This is a genomic window from Thermosporothrix sp. COM3, assembly GCF_059696735.1.
In genome coordinates, this window is the sequence record NZ_AP019376.1 from 903832 (window position 1) to 920411 (window position 16580).

Annotated in this window: 18 protein-coding genes; 5 read left to right on the plus strand and 13 right to left on the minus strand. The window is 54.6% G+C overall.

The features are described from left to right. Positions 1 to 217: 217 nt before the first annotated feature. Complete coding sequence (locus tag KTH_RS03885) at positions 218 to 1447, minus strand: glycosyltransferase (RefSeq protein WP_497616548.1); 1230 nt, start codon at positions 1445 to 1447, stop codon at positions 218 to 220. Positions 1448 to 1587: 140 nt separating this feature from the next. After that, positions 1588 to 2829 (minus strand): NO-inducible flavohemoprotein, encoded by a 1242-nt coding sequence (hmpA, locus tag KTH_RS03890; RefSeq protein WP_497616550.1) that lies wholly within the window; start codon positions 2827 to 2829, stop codon positions 1588 to 1590. A 222-nt stretch (positions 2830 to 3051) separates the two neighbouring features. Here hmpA and KTH_RS03895 point away from each other — a divergent pair, with 222 nt between their 5' ends. The 5 genes from KTH_RS03895 to KTH_RS03915 all read left to right on the plus strand — a co-directional run bounded on the left by KTH_RS03895 (position 3052) and on the right by KTH_RS03915 (position 7576). Continuing rightward, positions 3052 to 3504, plus strand: coding sequence for an RrF2 family transcriptional regulator (locus KTH_RS03895; protein ID WP_497616552.1), 453 nt, complete (start codon positions 3052 to 3054; stop codon positions 3502 to 3504). Positions 3505 to 3703: 199 nt separating this feature from the next. Further along, positions 3704 to 5488 carry a S53 family peptidase gene (locus tag KTH_RS03900; protein WP_111323827.1) on the plus strand — a complete coding sequence of 595 codons (1785 nt, stop codon included), beginning with the start codon at positions 3704 to 3706 and terminating at the stop codon, positions 5486 to 5488. Between the two features lie 157 nt (positions 5489 to 5645). Next, entirely contained in the window at positions 5646 to 5813 is a 168-nt protein-coding gene (locus KTH_RS03905) for a hypothetical protein (RefSeq protein ID WP_170142703.1), read from the plus strand. 88 nt (positions 5814 to 5901) lie between these two features. Next, entirely contained in the window at positions 5902 to 7101 is a 1200-nt protein-coding gene (locus KTH_RS03910; protein ID WP_137686016.1) for an RNA-guided endonuclease InsQ/TnpB family protein, read from the plus strand. A gap of 31 nt (positions 7102 to 7132) precedes the next feature. Beyond that, positions 7133 to 7576: a hypothetical protein gene (locus KTH_RS03915; protein WP_211326367.1), complete on the plus strand. Its 444-nt coding sequence runs from the start codon at positions 7133 to 7135 to the stop codon at positions 7574 to 7576. On the opposite strand, the gene KTH_RS03920 is transcribed toward KTH_RS03915, so the two are convergent. The 11 genes from KTH_RS03920 to KTH_RS03970 all read right to left on the minus strand — a co-directional run bounded on the left by KTH_RS03920 (position 7568) and on the right by KTH_RS03970 (position 16379). Then, the gene (locus KTH_RS03920; protein ID WP_111325750.1) at positions 7568 to 8047 is read right to left on the minus strand and encodes a nucleotidyltransferase domain-containing protein; all 480 of its coding nucleotides are present in this window, start codon (positions 8045 to 8047) and stop codon (positions 7568 to 7570) included. The two genes, KTH_RS03915 and KTH_RS03920, sit on opposite strands and share 9 nt — an antisense overlap. A 24-nt stretch (positions 8048 to 8071) precedes the next feature. After that, on the minus strand, positions 8072 to 8713 hold the full coding sequence (locus KTH_RS03925) for a class I SAM-dependent methyltransferase (protein WP_111325749.1): 642 nt from the start codon (positions 8711 to 8713) through the stop codon (positions 8072 to 8074). Positions 8714 to 8783: 70 nt separating this feature from the next. Continuing rightward, positions 8784 to 9938 carry a cysteine desulfurase family protein gene (locus KTH_RS03930; protein WP_497616554.1) on the minus strand — a complete coding sequence of 385 codons (1155 nt, stop codon included), beginning with the start codon at positions 9936 to 9938 and terminating at the stop codon, positions 8784 to 8786. A 125-nt stretch (positions 9939 to 10063) separates the two neighbouring features. Next, complete coding sequence (locus tag KTH_RS03935) at positions 10064 to 10921, minus strand: amino acid ABC transporter permease (RefSeq protein WP_111325747.1); 858 nt, start codon at positions 10919 to 10921, stop codon at positions 10064 to 10066. A 31-nt stretch (positions 10922 to 10952) separates the two neighbouring features. Then, a complete protein-coding gene (locus tag KTH_RS03940; protein WP_111325746.1) occupies positions 10953 to 11624 on the minus strand; it encodes an amino acid ABC transporter permease in 672 nt (223 codons plus the stop codon). A gap of 33 nt (positions 11625 to 11657) precedes the next feature. Continuing rightward, the gene (locus KTH_RS03945; protein ID WP_111325745.1) at positions 11658 to 12578 is read right to left on the minus strand and encodes an ABC transporter substrate-binding protein; all 921 of its coding nucleotides are present in this window, start codon (positions 12576 to 12578) and stop codon (positions 11658 to 11660) included. A gap of 214 nt (positions 12579 to 12792) precedes the next feature. Continuing rightward, positions 12793 to 13629: an amino acid ABC transporter ATP-binding protein gene (locus KTH_RS03950; protein WP_497616556.1), complete on the minus strand. Its 837-nt coding sequence runs from the start codon at positions 13627 to 13629 to the stop codon at positions 12793 to 12795. A 211-nt stretch (positions 13630 to 13840) separates the two neighbouring features. After that, entirely contained in the window at positions 13841 to 14497 is a 657-nt protein-coding gene (locus tag KTH_RS03955) for an NUDIX domain-containing protein (RefSeq protein WP_497616558.1), read from the minus strand. Then, positions 14455 to 14649, minus strand: coding sequence for a hypothetical protein (locus KTH_RS03960; RefSeq protein WP_497616560.1), 195 nt, complete (start codon positions 14647 to 14649; stop codon positions 14455 to 14457). Before KTH_RS03960 ends, KTH_RS03955 begins: the two co-directional genes overlap by 43 nt. Positions 14650 to 14813: 164 nt before the next feature. Beyond that, positions 14814 to 15746 carry a rhodanese-like domain-containing protein gene (locus tag KTH_RS03965; protein ID WP_497616562.1) on the minus strand — a complete coding sequence of 311 codons (933 nt, stop codon included), beginning with the start codon at positions 15744 to 15746 and terminating at the stop codon, positions 14814 to 14816. A 72-nt stretch (positions 15747 to 15818) separates the two neighbouring features. Then, positions 15819 to 16379 carry a hypothetical protein gene (locus KTH_RS03970; RefSeq protein WP_497616563.1) on the minus strand — a complete coding sequence of 187 codons (561 nt, stop codon included), beginning with the start codon at positions 16377 to 16379 and terminating at the stop codon, positions 15819 to 15821. Positions 16380 to 16580 lie beyond the last annotated feature (201 nt).

Here is a 16580-nt window from a genome sequence, read left to right on the forward strand (position 1 = left end):
TCAGGCGTTGCGGTAATCCTTGCTACAGAACTCAGTATGCCTGCCATGCGTTGATGCGTTCTGTAACACCATACAGCGAAAATCAACTTCGATCAATGAAAGCGTGCGAAATATAGCCAAAATTAACCAGATAGTTCAGCAGAAGAAGTTTTTGTAGAAGAAACAGCAGAACGAGCAGGACCTTCTGTCAGCGGCGAAGCAGAAGGCCCTGCATGGGCTACAATTGCTTGAGGTATGCGCCAATCAGGCGGGCCGCGACTGCCGCACCCTCTTCTTCCTGTAGCTGCTTGCTCACCTCGACTGCTCTCTGCTTGAGTGCCTGATCTGTGCGCAGCGTTTCGAGGGCGGTCATCAGGGTCTGGGCATCCAGTTTGTGATAGGAAAGCGGTTCCATTCCGGCCCCGAGGGCGGCGATGCGAGCGGCCCAGAAGGGCTGATCGACGCGATAGGGGATAGTCAGCGAGGGGACGCCATGACGCAGGCAGGCCCCGCTGATATAGGAACCCGCGTAGTGCACGGCTGCCGAGACACGTGGAAGCAACCACTCATAGGGCACTGGCTCGCTGACAAGCACGTTCTCGGGAAGCTCCTCTGCCGGAAAGACGCCGTTCTGAATCAAGATAGCGCGGATGCCGCTTTTTTGCAGCGCTTCGGTAAAGCTGCGGACGATGCGCCGAATGGAGGTCGGTGGCATGCTGCCGGGATGGATCAGGACAGGCGGGCCCTGCTCAAGAAACTGCTCAAGCTCTCGCGAGGGCTGCCAGTTCTGCGGCGCGGGCTGGAACCAATAGCCGGTTACGTGCACGTTCTCCTCCCAATGAGCCGGGACTACCAGCGGGCTGAAGCCATAGAGAATCGGGGCTCCGCTCTGGCGCTGCCCGACAAACGGGGTACGCGCTCCCCGATACGCACGTAGCCCGAGCGACTTCCGCCGCCACTTGTTAATAAGCGAGCGGGTAAAGAACCAGGACAGCGAATCCAGGAGCGAATAGGAGAAGGTGTTGTAACCGGGCCCCAGAGGGAGCGCGGGCATTCCCTGAGCCGGGAAAGCGTCAGTAGGCGTCAAATAAGGCTGCGTTAACGCGGGAATCGCGGGCACCTGAAGCTTTTCTGCGATATGGGGAGCCGCGAGCGTGGTTGCGGACGAATAGACCAGCACATCGGTGTTTTCCGAGAGCTGGTAGGCGGTATCGAGCAGCGCCTGAAAGAAGACCCGGCGGGCGTTCTGCCGTCCTTCGCGCTGCATCAGCTCGCGCACAACCTCCTGAAGTGGCCTTCCGGTCGTGACACAGCGTAGATCGTAGGATTCAACAAAGCTTCTGAGGTCGTTGGTGGTGCCAACCGAGACAGGAAAGCCTTCTTGCTTGAGGTGGGTCGCAAGGGAAAGATATGGTTGCACATCATCACGCGTACCCATCGCAAGGATACGGACGCGCTTGCTGGACATAGAGATCTCCTTTGCATTGGTGCCATTTCTGACATTGTATTACAGAGTTGAAAAGGATTCCTCTATTGTAGGCCAGGGGCGACGATGGCGCCAGAGGGAGAAGGAAGCGAGCGGAGAGGGCTCGCTTCCCGAGGAGTGAGCTAGTGTGCAGCCGATGTTGTCTTGCGTGGCGCTTCGGGCTGCGGGAACGAGAGGGCAGGACCAAAGACTTCCAGGTGAATCTGTGACGCAGGGTGGTTGATCTCCTGCAACATCGAAAGGACCGCCGTCATAAAGGGGCGTGGCCCACAGAGGTAGACATCCACATGCTGTCCAGCATGCTCCTGAAGCCAGTCGAGCGTGATGCGTCCCGCTTTGATGCCGGCCTGTCGATCCGCGTCGGTGCAGCGTTCATAGAGCGTCGTGGCCGAGAACGAGGGATGTGCGGCGACCAGCTCGTTGATTTCCTCACCGAAGGCATGATAGGCTTTTTCGCGTACGGCATGTAAGAGCGTGACCCGGCGTCCCGGGTTCTCTTCAGCGATCGCTCGTGCCATGCCAAGCAGCGGCGTAATGCCCACGCCACCGGCCAGCAGCAGCACGTCTGTGGAGGCATGGGGATCAAGCGTGAAGGCGCCATAGGGGGCACTGATCTCGATGCGATCACCCTCATTGAAATCGTAATGCAGTGAGGAAGAGACAATACCGGCTTTTTCGGTGTTCTCGCGTTCCAGCTTTACCCCGATGCGATAATAGGGTTTTCCGGGAGCCGAGATCAGGCTATACTGGCGCAGGTGGCTGTAGCCGTCTTTCTGCACTTTGACGGTAATGTACTGCCCGGGCTGATGCGTCATGATCGGCTGGCCGTCCTCTGGCTCCAGGGTGAGCGAGAGAATGTCTGTGCACTCCTGGACCTTGCGGCGAATGATGAACGGGCGAAAGCCGGTCCAGCCGCCCTTGCTCCCGGCAACCGAGCGGTAAATATCCTGCTCCATCCGAATGAAGTAATCAGCGATGACATCATAGGCCTTGAGCCAGACGCGCTCAACCTCAGGGGTGACGGCATCTCCCAGAACGTCCTTGACAGCCAACGTGAGATACTTGCCAACAATCGGATAATGCTCGGGCTGTACATTCAGACTGCAATGCTTATGCGCGATATGCCGCACGACAGGTTCGATAGCATCCAGGTTGTCGATATGCGCGGCTGCGGCATAGACGGAGCTTGCCAGTGCCTGCTGCTGTAGACCATCGCGCTGGTTCGAATGGTTGAAGATATTCAAAAGCTCAGGATGTGCTGTAAACATCATGTTATAGAAACGAGTCGTAATCTCTGACCCGTGTGCTTTCAAGACAGGGACAAGTGATGCAACAAGTTGGATCTCTTCTCTCTGTAAGGCCATGTCTCTATGTCCTTTCTCAAAGATGTATTTTATATATATCTTACAATCGAAACTATATCGCATTTTTATAAGCTGATGCAAGGGGTAGAAAGAATGAAACCAGAAACGTATAATAGTGATCACTGGATGGCTGGCGGCACTGCAAACGGGTGTGAAGAGGAAAAGCCTGTATTCAACATGAGAAGGTGCTTTATAAAGAAATAAGGGAGCAAATGAAACGGCATGCGACTGACGTATCAAACAGATTACGCGTTGCGAACCTTACTGTATCTTTCCTGTCTTTCTGAAGGGAAGTTAGCGAATATCCAGGAAATCGCAACAGTATATGCAATATCGCAGAATCATTTAATGAAAATCGTGCATAAGCTAGGAAAACTGGAATATATCGAGACGATTCGGGGTCATAAAGGCGGGCTTCGATTGAAGAAAAAGCCGGAAGAAATCAATATCGGGGCGTTGGTTCGCATGACAGAGGAAGATTTTTACGTTGTTGAATGCTTTCATCAGCAAACAAACCGTTGTCTGCTCTCGCCGGTCTGCCAGTTGCGGGGAGTTTTCCAGGAAGCAATGGCCGCCTTCTTTCGGGTACTGGATAACTATACGCTTGCAGACCTTATTCAGGATCGTGAGATGTATGAACAGCTTTTTGAGCAAAAGCTTATAGAAATATCATGAAAACGGGCTCATTTTGTGAGCATTCTGTGATGTCCCTTTGTCTGCTATAATGGGAGTTCCCGAGAAGAATGTGTCAAAGCACGCATTCTGTTAACTGCCTAACAGCCTGTCTGCCGCAAGGGTGTTATGCTGCAACAAAAGTACGGGCGTCTCTTTGACCTCCGTATTTCAGGGAAGAAAGAAAATCAAGGGGGTTCCCATGCGACAAAAAGGGCATCTGTTCCGGTGGCCCGGTTTGCTCCTGCTGTTCGTGCTGCTGGTTCCACTGCTGGCAGCCTGTGGAGAGGGCGACCAGAGCAATCAGCCAAAGCCAACACCGAACCCTGAGTTTCAGCGTGTTGCGTATGATATCGGCCTGCCTCCCGAGGCAAAAAAAGCGCCTGTTGTGGGCGATGTGCCTGCCGACACACCGATTGATATCACCGTGATGTTCAAGACCGATGATAAGGTTCTGGATGAGATCGGAGGCGATGGCAAGGGCAAGCCCGGCGACTCTGTTGACCTTGACAAAGAGGCGAAAAAGCTTGGCATTAGCGATGAAGATTATGCGCTGGTAAAGCAATATTTCGGCGTTGATAATGCAACCTTAGAGCTTGGAAAGCTGCACACCACGCTGAAAGTCAAAACGAAGACGGGTTCTCTGGGGAACCTGCTGCAAACGAAGTTCGTCTATCGCGAGCTGAACGGGAAGAAGTTCTTCGCACCCGAAAAAGACCCGATGATCCCCAAATTTATTCTTGACCGTGTTGTCGCTATTACCGGCCTGGAAGATTTCAGTCAGGCTCCTCAAAAGTCGGCTTCATTGAAGCAGTTCAAACCTCTATCGGCGAAGCAGTTACAGAAGAACCAGGCAGGCTGTGATGTTCCGCCCGAAATCGTGAATTGGAACACGGTTGCAGGCGCCTATGGGCTTGCAGGCTTTTATCAGAACGGCTGGACTGGTAAGGGGGTCACCATCTACCTGCCCGAGTTTGAGCCCTTCAATCCCGATGATGTCAGGCCGTATCTTGACTGTGTTGGCTATCGGGGCAAGCTGACCGTGACCACGGTTGGACCGGCTCCTGACCATGAGAGCTCACATGATGCCGATTACGGTTTCGAGACGGTGATGGATATCGAGATGATCGCCGGTCTGGCTCCTGACGCGGATATCAAGGTGTACCAGTCGCGAAATACCGGCTATGCGATGGCAAACGTGCTGAATCAGATCAGCGAGGACAGCGAACAGGATAAGAATATTCAAATGGTCTCGCTGAGTTGGGGGTCTGCTGAGGCGCAGGTAGTGCAGAGCCAGATTGACGCCGAAACGGAGGCCATTCGCACCCTGACACAGGTTAACCATATGAGCGTTTTCGTCATCAGCGGCGATTGCGGCGCATATGGGAGTATGTCAAAATATGATAAGCTGGATGTGATTTTTCCGGCTTCGGTGCCCTGGGCGATCGCGGTTGGCGGCACGCAGCTTACCTCGAACGGAAATGGCCGCGCAAGCGAGGTGACATGGCGTGACCCGAATCCTGATCCAGCGGCCTGTAAGAATACCTGGGGCTCCGGTGGTGGCCTGAGCACGCTCTTTGACCGTCCAAAATGGCAGCAGGGAGCCGGGGTCCAGAACAAGCAGTCGAACGGTAGCCGCCAGTTGCCCGATGTGGCTGCGGCAGCAACCAATCTTGCCATTCATTATCATGGGCAGTGGTACACCGGCTTCGGTACCAGCGCAGCTACGCCGATCTGGGCTGCCACCTTTGCCGTGATCAATCAGGCGCTGGCCCATAATACCGGTTACTTCTTCTACGGCCCCTCGACACTCTACCAGGCAGCCAGTAAGAGCGGCGGAGATCCTGCTTTCTACGATATCGTTGAGGGCGATAACCTGTACTATAAAGCCGGTCCGGGTTGGGATTTCACGACCGGGCTTGGCTCGCCCAATACCAGCAGGCTGTATGATGTCCTTACAGCCATGCTGAAAGACATGAAGAAGTGATGATATTGTGAGAAGAGGGGGGCCAGCGAGCTCCTCTTTTCTCTTCTGTCAGGAGGCAAACACTATGGGCGGGTTCCGCCTGTCAAAATTATTTCTCTTTCTTTTCCCTGTCTTTCTCCTGATACGCCTTTTCCTGCCTGCGGGCAGTGCGAGGGCAATGGATATTTTTATCAAGGATACGGCAAAGATTCTGGAAAGCGATCGAGTGCAGCAGGAGGCGGCGAAACTGCCCTATCATGTGCTGCTGTATACGGCAAAGGAGTTACCAAAAAGCGGCAGAAGGCCCCTAGCTTCAGCCAAGGGGATGGATGGCGCAGGAAGCTAGCAGAGGCAGAACGTTCCCCTTCGCTTGACAGAAGACAATCGTTGTGTTAGGATACGCGAAGATAGTGAGGACGAACAAGGAGCAAGGGATGCTGATCTACGAATACAAGCTCGATGGGTCGAAGGCGCAATTCGCCGCCATCGAGGAAGCCATCCGCACCACCCAATTCATTCGCAACAAATGCCTGCGCCTCTGGATGGATGCACGTGGCGTCTCCAGGAATGATCTGCAGCGGTATTGCGCTGTGCTGGCCAGACAGTTCCCTTTTGCGCTCTCCCTCAACTCGCAGGCCCGGCAAGCTGCCGCTGATCGGGCGTGGGCTGCCATCTCCCGCTTCTACGAGAACTGTCGCCTCAAGATACCCGGCAAGAAGGGGTACCCTCAGTTCCAGCACGATTGTCGCAGTGTCGAGTACAAGCAGACGGGCTGGAAGCTGGAGGCCGATGGCATTCATATTCGCTTCACAGATGGCTGTGGCATTGGCCGGCTGCGTCTCATCGGCTCTCGTGATATCATGGCCTTTCCCCTCTCACAGATCAAGCGGGTACGACTGCTCCGGCGGGCTGATGGGTATTATTGCCAATTCGCGGTGGCGGCCACGCGACGCGTTGAGCATCAGCCCTCAGGCAAGCAGGTGGGCATTGATCTGGGGCTGCGTGCCTTCTTCACTGACTCCGAAGGCAACACCGTGGCTCCTCCCCGGTATCTCCGCAAAGCGGAACGGCGGCTCAAGCGGCTGCATCGTCGGCTCTCGAAGACGCAGAAGCGCAGTCGCAATCGGCGCAAAGCCCGTCAAGCCCTCAGCAAAGCGTCTCTCAAGGTGCAACGGCAGCGCGAGGATTTCGCCAGGAAGCAGGCGAACGCGCTTGTCTCATCTCACGACGTGATTGCCTACGAAGCCTTGCAGATCCGCCATCTCGTCAAGAACCGCCATCTGGCCAAGAGCATTTCTGATGCGGCGTGGGGTCGCTTCCTCTGGTGGGTGAAATACTATGGCACGCTGCATCGTGTTCCAGTGATCGGGGTGGAGCCGGCCTCTACCAGTCAGGACTGTTCTCGTTGTGGACAACGGGTGAAAAAGAGCTTGAGTGTGCGTACGCATCTGTGTCCCGGCTGTGGGCTGCTCCTCGACCGCGATCACAATGCCGCCTTGAATATTCTGCAGAAGGCTCTACAGGGTACCGTCGGGCAGACGGGAACCGACGCTCCGCAAGGAACGTCGAACGCTTCTGGACAGCCTGCCGCTACGCGTCGTCGCACTGCGGCGCCGCGCAAGCAGGCTGGATGAAGGAAGAATCCCCGCCCTTCTGGCCTGGGGAGTGTCAACAAAGATAAAAGGAGCAGGTGGTGATGTGACGCTTGATGTGGGAGATGATCTATATAAGCTGCTCTACCGCTTCCAGAATGGAGATTATAAGAACCAGGGCCTGATTATTGGCATCAATGCGGATAGTCGCTATCTGTTTTTGCAGTATGGCAGTGGCGTTGCTCTGACGCGGGAAGAAGCCAAACAGGCAGGCGATGAGTTTCGGCGGGTTGTGGCGAGCAAGGGCTACACCGAGGGCGTGTTAGCAGCGCTGGCCTCTCTTGAGAAGACGCTGACGAGCAAGGGTGTCATGGGCGCGCAGAACCCGCTCGGACAATTGCTTCCCTGGATTATCGGGGGAATCGTCGTCATCGTCGTCGCGGGCGGTGGCTGGCTCCTCTATGTCCGACGGAAGAAGGCACAGCAGTCGCCCGCGCCCGAAGAGGAGTCAACCTGACACTTCTGTGATTGCTGCGATATCGAACAGGTCGGTCTCGCGCGCGACCAGCCGCTTATAGGCGATCAGGTCAGCTTTGCGCTGGACTGGCAGCTCAAGGCCAGCAAACGAGCAACGGCGCGCGGTGGCGGGGTTGGTCTCCATCCGAAAGCGCTTCCCATCGGGCGTGATACAGTATGCATCTTCGGCCTGTGAGATGTCGATAGAGACGCCGTCAAGTTCGATGGTGAGCATGAGAATATCGAAATTCTCATCCTGGAGCCGCTCAAGAGGCATGACGATAGCATTGCGAAAGAGTTCGCAGACAAGCGGCATATCTTTTTGTGCAACATCGATATCGATATCATATAACGGGCGAGACGAGCCATAGATCAGTGCGGCCAGTCCTCCAGTTATCTGAAACGCAACATGGTGAGCGCTCAACTGCTGGACAACCCGAGCAAGAGCGCATTGTTGTGTGGGTGTAATCATGGCACTCCGTATCGCATGTGGCGCCTACGCGGCGGGCTTATGCGCTCGCAGATAGACGCGATGTGTCTCCGCTTCAACTCCGGGATAGGGAGCTCGTTCAAGCCGTGCATCAAGCAGGAAGCCAGCCTGCTGTAAGAAGGCCTCCATCTCTTCAGGCTCGAAAAAGAAAAAGTCGAGATCAACAGGAACATTCCATAGGTTGTCGGCGTGAACAGTGTGCGTACCCTTGTGGAAGGAGAGCAGCAGCAGTCCGCCGGGTGCAAGCAACCGGTGCAACTCGCTCAACGCTGTGGGAATGTCTGGCCGCTCGATATGAATAAGCGAATAAAGCGCAACTATGCCTGCAAAAGCGCCTGAGGGAAACGAGGCCAGATCCAGCATATTGCCCTGCTGAAATTCGACTTCTGGTGTGAGCCGCCGAGCGACCTCAATCATCTGTGGGGAGAGATCGATTCCTGTGACATCAACTCCTCGCTCATACAGGTAGCGAGCAACATGGCCGGGACCACAGCCGATATCAGCGACATGTCCCTGCACGTCTGCGGCAAGCTGATCGAGCACGCTTCGGTCGAAAGGCTTGTGATCGAGCTCATGAAATACATCGCGAGCGTAGGCTTCGGCCGCGGTATCATAGCTGGTGCGAAACCGTTCGGTGTATTGCTTCATGCAAAGAACTCCATTCAGCAACGGACAATAGTATTGGGAAAACGACAAACTCCTGAGGATCTGTCGGCTGTTATTCGCGTAATGCCAGAGCACTGCGAGCGATTGCGCGTGCCGCCTGCTCTACCTCTTCTTCCGTCGTCCAACGACCGAGCGAGAGACGAAGTGCCGCCATTGCCCGCTGCTGTGAGAGCCCCATAGCAAGCAGCACTTCCGATGGCTCAGCCATGCCCTCATGACAGGCAGATCCAGTCGAAGCCGCGATTTCAGGGGTGGCGGCAAGTACCTGTTCCCCGATAGTGCCATCAATGCTCACGTTGAGCGTGTTGGGAAGTCGTTCGCTCGGGTGTCCATTCAAGTGCACAAGGCCGGGAAGCAGATGCTCAAGACGCTGTTGTAGCAGATCGCGTAGTTCCTGGAGGCGAGGCGAGCCCAGATGCTTTTGTGCAAGCAAGCAAGCGATGCCAAGCGCGACCATAAATGCGACGTTCTCGGTTCCGGCGCGCCGTCCTTGTTCCTGACTTGCCCCATAAATTGAGGGTTCCAGATCAAGGCCACGCCGTATGTAGAGCGCACCGATCCCCTTTGGCGCGTAGAGTTTATGGCCCGCGATGGTGAGCAGATCAACGCCCAGTTCAGAGACGCGAACCGGGACTTTTCCGACAGCCTGGGAGGCGTCGGTGTGGAAGAGTACGCCGTGTCGATGGGCGATAGAGGCCAGGGCGCTGATTGGCTGAATGGTTCCGGTCTCGTTGTTGGCGTACATGATTGAAACCAGCACGGTATCAGGCGTCAATGCGGCTTCCAGCGCGGCAGGAGAAACCTGTCCATAGTGATCGACGGGCAGATAGGTGACACAGAATTGATGCAGGCGCTCAAGACTACGACAGACTTCAAGCACGGCTGGATGCTCGGTCTGCTGCGTGATAATGTGGTTTCCCCGATCACGATACATCAGCGCGGTTCCCCGAAGTGCCAGGGTATTGCTCTCGGAGCCGCTTCCCGTGAAAATGATCTCTTCGGGTGTGCTATCGAGCAGGTGGGCAACTCGTTCCCGAGCGGTCGCAATAGCGGCCCGGGGGGCGCGCCCATAGAAATGCGTGCTGGAAGGATTGCCGAAGTGGGCACTGAGATACTGTGTCATGCCATCGAGCACGGCAGGATCTATCGGTGTCGTGGCATTATAGTCCAGATAGATCGGGTTCTGATCGAGCGCTGGATGCGTCATGGCGAGCCTCCCTTCACGGCGCGAAGCATGCAAACAATTCCGAAACAATTGATTCTCTTCTTATTATAAGCGCGCCGCTATCAGAATACAAAGGCACCTGCCACGCGGTGTGACAGGTGCCTTGCTCAGTGGTGCTGTTTAGCCTCCATCCGCCGTGTGAGGAGCGACAGCGGATAGCAGATAATCAGGTAGAAGAGCGCTCCGAAAATGAAGACAAACAGCTTCGCATTCGCATCGGTTTGTGGGGCACCCAGAGCCAGCGTGATATGTTCCAGCTCAAGGACGCTGACCGCCGAAAGCAGTGAGCTATCCTGAACCAGACCAATAAAGTTATTTGCCAGGGGAGGAATGACCAGTTTAATCGCCTGAGGGAGTACGATATGTCGCATGGTCTGCCGGGCATCGAGACCCAGACTGAGCGCTGCTTCCGTCTGACCGGAGGGAACGGCGCGAATGCCCGCACGAAAAACCTCTGTCAGATAGGCACCATAATGAAAACTGAGGGCCATGATACCGTAAAAATAGCTATTGAATGAATCGGGAACCAGACTGTTGTTTTGCAGCACCGTCATAATATCAAAGGCGATGCGATCGGGATGAAAGCCCAGATTTGCGAGGGCCAGACCGAAGCCATAGTACCAGAGCAGGAGCTGCACCAGAAAGGGTGTTCCTCGCACCACTTCCACATAGGTGACGGTGAGCCAGCGCACGGGACGAAAGGATGAAAGCGCCCCAAACGCACCCAACAGACCGATCAAGCAGGCGAACACGGTACTGATAAGCGAGACGACCAGCGTGACCAGCATTCCCTGTAAAAAGGCAGGAAAGTAGAGAAAAAGGATATTCTGATAAGAGAGCAGATAGATACCAAAAGCGAGCGCTGCTACAGCAGCAACGACATAAAAAAGCGCATCAAAGGCCGTACGCCAGCCATGCCGCTGAGGAGCGGGCCGAAGCCCCTTCAAAATCGCGTGCTTTTGCATTTCTTGCGTGTGTTCCTCCCACGGGAGAGCCTCAGAATTGCAGCGAGGCCCGGACCCTTGCTTCAAGTTTGCGTGCAACAAAAGAGGTTGGCAGGCTCATTGCCAGATAGAGCACGATTGCCAGCGCATAGAGCGGCAGCGGGTTGCTTCCGTGTCGCGTGACCCAGAAACTCAGGATAGAGGTCAGGTCGGTTCCTGAAACGAGGCTGACAATGGCTGAATCCTTGATCATAAAGATAAAATCGTTGACGAATGGTGGAATCATCAGCGGGATTGCCTGAGGTAGCACAATCCGAAAGAAGTTCTGCGCGCGCGAGAGACCAAGTGAGTAGGCAGCCTCAGTTTGTCCCTGCTCAACGGAGGCCAGCCCGGCGCGAAAAATTTCGGCTTCATAGGCCGCGTAGTTCAAAGCAAGGGCAGCAATACCGGCTGACCACGCGTTTATCATATTCGCCAGATGATATTGTGCGAGAATGGCACCAAGCGCATAATAGAGAATATAGAGCTGTACCAGAATCGGCGTTCCTCGAATCACTTCGATAAAGATACGGGCCGGCCCGTGGAGCCAGACGGTGCGAGCATTGCGCATCAATGCCAGCACCAGGCCCAGTACAAGCGCCAGGGGAAAGGCGGTGACACAGTAGATCACTGTATCACGCGCCCCGGCGAGGAACGCTGGTAGAGCCTGCAGGGCCAGATCCATCGTGTAACCTCCTTGAATCTCTACCAGATCGCGTTATTGAATGCCAATTTCTGCCTGCTGGTCATTCCACATTTTCCAGCGTTCATAGATTTTGCGCAGCGTGCCATCTTTCTTGAGTTGTGAGATGGCCTGATCGATCTCGCCCTTGAGCTTCAGCGCGTTGGCGTCGCCTTTGAGAAACGCAATGACATAGTCGCTGCTCTCGAAGGGCTTGCCAATTGGTTTGAGCTTCGGGTTTTTCTGAGAAGTCGGCCCACCGCCAAGCACATAGTAGGTCGCCATCGGGTAATCAAGGAAGACGGCGTCCAGGCGTCCAAGCGCCAGATCGTTCAATGGCAGGTCAGGATCATAGGTCTTTACCTTAATTTTCGGGTTGGTTGCCAGGATGTCAGCCGCTTTGAAGCCGGCTCCCGTCCCGACGGTCAGCCCTTCCAGGTCCTTCAGTGAGAGGTTGTCGTTCTCGGTTTTATCGGCAAAACGCTTATCATCGCTTCGTACAATGATCTGCTGTCCATAGCGGTAATACGGCTGTGAAAAGACTTCCGTTTTCTTGCGGTCCTCGTTGATCTCCCAACCGTTCATAATCAGGTCGAAGCGACCAGATTGAAGCGCCTGCTCAAGCTGCGGGTATTCGACCTCAACCATTTTGGCCTTGATACCCATCAGCTTTGCCAGCGCGTCGGCGATATCCACTTCAAAGCCGATCAGTTGCGTCGGGTTGGTGGGATCATGAAACACATAGGGAGCGCCTCCGGTGGCTGCTGCACCCCATTGCAACACACCGGGTTGTTTCAGCCCTTCGCTGGCGATGGTGGTCGCGCTTGAAGAGACAGGAGTCTGGACGTTGCCGCCACAAGCAACCAGAATTTCGGGAATCGCGCTACCGGCGATCAGGAGCCCGCCGAGAGTACCGGCACGTTGAAGAAAAGCCCGTCTACGCAGTTGAGACGCCATGATAGTATAAACCCTTTCTAAAAAACGAGATGTTATGGTTCAGGGTGAAACCTGCTCTGCACGCAGGAAGATGGAACAGGTAGGCATGCTCCCCACGAGCCAGGAGAGCGAAAACAGAAAGGGGGCCTGTTCCCACAGGGAGGGTATCCCTCCGGTCACAAAGAGGTATCCCTTATGCGGGGACCTGTCTTTGTGTTGATGTTGTATCTAGCTGTTACGCCAGCGTGAGATGCGCCAGCATGCGTTCTAAAAAGGCCTGGGTGCGTTTCTGTTTGGGTGCTCGGAACAGCTCTTCTGGATCGCCCTGTTCTATGATGCTGCCGCTATCCATGAAGACGACCCGATCAGAGACATCGCGCGCGAAGAACATTTCATGCGTCACGACGATCATCGTGCGTCCTTCATATGCCAGATCCTTCATGACGCGCAAGACTTCGCCGACCAGTTCAGGATCAAGGGCCGATGTTGGCTCATCGAAAAGGAGCGCCTGGGGCTGCATCGCCAGAGCACGCGCTATCGCGACACGCTGCTTCTGGCCGCCTGAGAGGCGTGAGGGGTAGGTGTCGCGCTTATCCAGTAATCCGACCTTCGCCAACAGGGATTCACCAAGAGCTATTGCTTCATCTCTGGACATTTTACGCACCAGCAAGGGAGCTGCGATGACGTTCTGAAGAACCGTCATATGGGGAAAAAGATTGAAGTGTTGAAAGACCATACCGAGTTCGCGGCGTATCGGGCTCAACTGCTTGACTGAAAGGTGAGGGTTGAGTTTCTGACCGTGAATATAAATATCGCCACTATCGGCCTTTTCGAGGGCATTCAGACAGCGAATCAGTGTACTCTTTCCTGAGCCGCTCGGCCCGATCAGGGCCACCACTTCGCCTTTGCGTACCTCGAAATCGATATCTTTGAGGACCTGCTTATCTCCGAAAGACTTGTTGAGCTTCTTCGTTTGAATGATGATCTCGTCAGAAATCGGCGGGCTGGGAGGGATGCCAGACGACGCGCTGTTGCTGGCAGCGGCGTGCTGGATGTTGATGTTGTCGTGCATGGTTGACGTGCTCCTTGCAAGGTTGGTACTGGATTGGGAATTTCGCAAAAAAATGTGCCGCCAGTTGCCTCAGGCAATGCGACCGCTAATATTATTAGCTTGTAGAGCCGTGAATGTCAATGCATAAAGAGCCAAAAAGCGGAGCGACTCGAAAAAAAGATGGTCGCTTGCTTTTTGGCTCTCCCGAGAGCAGGAACGAAATGAGAAAAGATTATATATCGTGTAAAAGCGGCTTCGGTAATTCCTGAAGAATGCGGGCAAGTTCCCGAGGCAGCGGCAATTCCAGTGCTTGTGTGGGCAGGAACCATTGCCCGTTATATTCGGTTGGCTCCGGTGGCGGGCTGGCGACCCGACAGAGATAGAGTAGATCGAAATGATAATGTGTGCCCAGATCAACAAGCAAGGTACGGTAGGGATGAGGCACGAAATAGGTGTTCTCTATCCGCAAGCCTGTCTCGGCGGGTTGCTGTAGAAAAGTTACGGTATAGCCTGTCTCTTCATGTATTTCTCGTATAAGCGCCTCATGTGGGAACTCACCCTCTTCCACGTGACCACCGGGCGGGAACCAGCGCCCTTTTGCTCGAGGAATCAAAAAGAGATGAGAGCCCTCCTGATCGAACACCAGCCCGGTCACAGTGAACTGATAGGCATGGCGCTGGTGGGGACGACAGTTGATGGCGGCCCGGCGACTGCGTTCCGCGAAAATAATGTTGCTCACCGCCGAGGGGTCCAGAGTGGCGAGAAGATAATGGGCCGTGATCGTGGGATCGGCGGCCAGCGTCACAACGGTGTCGGGATAGGCTTTATGCAGTTTGCTTGCCTCTTTTAGAGGACAGCAAGCGATGGCACCTGTCCGGCCTTGATACACTCCTCGATGGCGCTTGCGGTGGCATCAATGCGCCGAAGCTGTGGTATGAGCTGTACCAGTGCTTCACAGGCTGAAAGAAGCTGTGCCGTGGCGGACTGTGCGGACGCGACCAGCAGGAAGACCAATCCGCCTTTCGCTCCTTTTTTATCCATAATACATAGGCTCCTCTACAAGACTCCTTATCCAAAGCTTGTCACAGAAAAATCGCTGACATGCTTTTTAGCGAATGTGCACATGCATCTGCATCTATATTGGAAGATACAGAAAGAATGACGATTCTTCAAGAAGAAAAGGAAACATGGGACTTTCATCTTCTTCAGGCATAGGGTTCAATCACCGGAAATCCGTTGGCTTTCCAGCCCGGATAGCCATCAGCGAGCGTCCAGGCCACAAAGCCCTGTTTGCGCAAAAAGGCGGCGGCCTGCTCTCCCCGGGATGTTCCCTGTTGCAGTATATTGCTATAGGTGACAATCAGGCGCTCCGGGGAGAGGGTGTTTGTCTGCTTGTAAAGCTGCTCCAGTGGCAGGTGTAGCGCATTGGGAATGTGACCGTTATGATATTCCAGTGCGCTCCGCACATCGAGGATCAGCGGCGAGCTGTGCAGCGCATGCAGCGTAGCGGATGCAATGCGATAGTGAAAGAGGTCCGTACTGTCTGGAAGCGGGATATGTGGGCCCTGAGGCGAAGCGGACCGGCGCAATTGGAGCGCCTCGGCAAGCGCTGAGATGGCCTCTTCTCGCTGACCGTTTGCTTGATAGGCAAAAGCAAGGTGATGCAGGGCCCACGCCTGAAACGTGAGCGGAGTGGAAAACTCGCGCATGGTTCGCAGCAACAGCGTGTAGAGCCGAACCGGACGCACGGTATCGCCATATTGGTGTGCATGCCGGGTAATCATGGCATAGGGATAGCACAGCCCGTGCTCAAGAAGTTCTGCTCTGGCCTGTTCTGTATGCTGCTGTTGAGCAAGCAGGAGAAAGCGCTGAAATACCTCATTCTCGACGCGGAAAAGCTCCTGCCAGTGGAGTGATGCCAGATTGCTGCTGACAAGCATTTCCGGGGCTGCCTGAGACCGTACAGCCATCAGGTGCTGCTGAACACACGCTTGCTTTCGGGCGATTGTGCTGGCTATGCATTCTTTGAAGGATGCACACATGCCATCTGTTGGGCGGTAACGAACGGTCTCCAGCTCTGTATAGCGTGCGAGATGGAGCAGGACAAGAAGACCGGCCTGAGCAAAGGGATCGTACATGATTCGGTCCTTTCCTGTAGTGTTTGTTATCGGGCGGCGCTCCCCATCTCAGAGATAGGGAGCCAGCCTGCATTACTCTTCCTTGAAATAGATAAGGCCTACCTGGCGGAGTGCTTCCAGCGCACCTTCTATCACCTGAGGGGGCAGATGAAGCTGTCCCTTGAGGTCATCAATGCTACGCTTGCCATCGATCAGCATAAAAATGGTGCGCAAGACAACACGTTCACGTGATGTCCGTCCGGCAAATTGCTCCGGTAAATAGGAACTCTGACGCACAGGGATGGGAGAAGAGATAAGCGAACGGGCAGGGGATGCCTCAATTGGCTGAGGGATCGCTTCTTCTACCGGGACCGGTGGCGGCTGCGTGGGCTCGTTGCTCTCCGCGCCAACGGTCACATTCCATATGTGTATTTGCAGGAGAATGTCCAGTGCAGGGTCACCTTTCAGAATCACGCCATTTGGCCCGGTAATGGCACTCGACGTGATAACACCACCTTGCGCATAGACGATGCCAACGCAGGGGTCTTTGATCAGTGTGCCGGGAACACCATCGGGAAGAGAGGTTTGTAAAGTAATGGGGTGGTTGCTAAATGTATCGACAATCGTCATAAGATCAAGATGATATATTCCCATGCTATGCCTCACCCATTCTAGCTCCAGTTTCCGCAGGAGACATGTTACTATAATAACGACCCAATGGAACGATCGATAGTGATTATGCAAATTCCCCTACTACTGTATCCTTTATCAAAGGAATAGTAGGAACTCAATTTTCTGCATTCGTTTATGATAATGTAATTTTATCATGGAGAAAGATGAATGGCCATAAAAAAC